This is a genomic window from Ancylomarina sp. 16SWW S1-10-2, from assembly GCF_009669305.1.
Lineage (GTDB): Bacteria > Bacteroidota > Bacteroidia > Bacteroidales > Marinifilaceae > Ancylomarina.
The window spans coordinates 1-373 of record NZ_SADB01000335.1; the positions used below are offsets into that span (position 1 = coordinate 1).

At 48.0% G+C, this 373-nt stretch carries 1 pseudogene; it reads left to right on the top strand.

Going from position 1 to position 373, the window contains the following annotated elements:
- Positions 1-228, top strand: a pseudogene (locus tag EMN46_RS20135) (plasmid replication protein); the annotation flags it as partial.
- Between the last annotated feature and the right edge of the window lie 145 nt (positions 229-373).

The following is a 373-nucleotide window of genomic DNA, read 5'->3' on the forward strand; positions in this document are numbered from 1 at the left end:
CACACCGCTAAGAGCGTAGCCAAGTGGACGCATAGAAACTTCAACCGTGGCACCTTTGACGATTATGTCGCCAGAACCCACACAAGCGAGATACAAGCCATAAGAGGACGCAAAGGCGGATTAGTTGGTAAGGGTGGAAGACCTGCAATCATCACAGGTAACGGAAACCCGTGGGATGAGCTTGGCATTAGTCGTGCAACTTGGTACAGATTGCAAAATCGAAAATAACATTATAGTGGTGAGACAAAATAGCCTATATCAGATAATAGCACCCGGAGAGGGTGTTTCTTCTTTCCACCCCATCCCCCCTTCCCTCCCATCCGAACCACATACCTACACCTAAGACCTATAAGACGATAGCCATAGAACACAC